This window comes from Psychrobacter sp. CAL346-MNA-CIBAN-0220 (assembly GCF_040309805.1).
Lineage (GTDB): Bacteria > Pseudomonadota > Gammaproteobacteria > Pseudomonadales > Moraxellaceae > Psychrobacter.
In genome coordinates this window covers 1-925 of the sequence record NZ_JBEOPF010000025.1, presented here as the reverse complement: position 1 = coordinate 925, position 925 = coordinate 1, and the positions used below count along the sequence as shown (strand labels likewise).

Sequence of the window (925 nt, the reverse complement as noted above, 5' to 3'; positions counted from 1 at the left end):
GCCCCAAACCTTACAGGGGTGTCGTTATTTATCATCTACTGCTTCAACCACTTGGAAGGCTGTCATAAGCATCGCAACATCAACGCCAACCTTTTCAGCAAACCTTGCCTTGTTTGTACCGTCTAATTGAGAAGATGCCCAGCGAAATGTAGCCCACTGGTTATCGCCAAAACTTTCAAGTCTATCAATCTTCGAGTAAATGTAAGGTTCATCATAGCTAGCTTCTTGAAAGCACTCAATAATGATTTTAGCAATTTTATTTAATTTTGAAGTATCCAACATTTTTATCTATTCCTTGTTAATTATGTTGATTTTTGGTTTTTTCACTTCGACGGCTTTTTGTTGAAGTGCGAACTTACGAAAACTATGCTAACATTCCACTTCGTTACAGTATAGATAGTTTTCAGTTCGTAAGGGGGCGCTGCCCCCTTAACCCCCTAAAATAGAATGTTTATTTTTAAAATAAATCTATTTTCTAACGAGTTGAGAGATTATATTTTTTAAAAGTTCGTCAGCTTGAGATGTGCTTTCAACTGCTAATACTACTTCAGTTTTTACAGTTTTGGATTTAGCAGTTTCTTTAAAAGAAAAAATAAAATCCTCTTCTCCAGTGGTTAATTGAGGGCTGAAATCAGCGACCTCACCTACATTCAAAAATAGGTCAGCTACTAGAGGATTATCAGGGTAAGCAGCACGTAATTTTTCAGTAATATCTAAAGCTTGTGGGTGACTCATATATATATTCCATTAGTTAAAAATGTTTCAAACTTATTATAACTGGTTCTTATAAATTATCAGACTTCAATTGGGTAAAATTAATATGGCAATCTACCACCTATCAACTAAGCCAGTATCACGTAGTAGCGGAAGAACCGCCACTGCGTCTATTGCTTATCGTGCTGGTAGTGCCATCAAAGATGAACGC

The 925-nt window shown here is 36.3% G+C and carries 2 protein-coding genes; both read right to left on the bottom strand.

Annotated elements, in window-relative coordinates:
- Positions 1-24: 24 nt before the first annotated feature.
- Complete coding sequence (locus tag AAEY88_RS12545) at positions 25-282, bottom strand: hypothetical protein (protein WP_350562908.1); 258 nt, start codon at positions 280-282, stop codon at positions 25-27.
- Between the two features lie 186 nt (positions 283-468).
- The gene (locus tag AAEY88_RS12540; protein ID WP_350562906.1) at positions 469-735 is read right to left on the bottom strand and encodes a hypothetical protein; all 267 of its coding nucleotides are present in this window, start codon (positions 733-735) and stop codon (positions 469-471) included.
- Between the last annotated feature and the right edge of the window lie 190 nt (positions 736-925).

Bases quoted from the DNA above. Each gene is read 5' to 3' on its own strand.
- AAEY88_RS12545 (WP_350562908.1), bottom strand. From the start codon at position 282: ATGTTGGATACTTCAAAATTAAATAAAATTGCTAAAATCATTATTGAG.
- AAEY88_RS12540 (WP_350562906.1), bottom strand. From the start codon at position 735: ATGAGTCACCCACAAGCTTTAGATATTACTGAAAAATTACGTGCTGCT.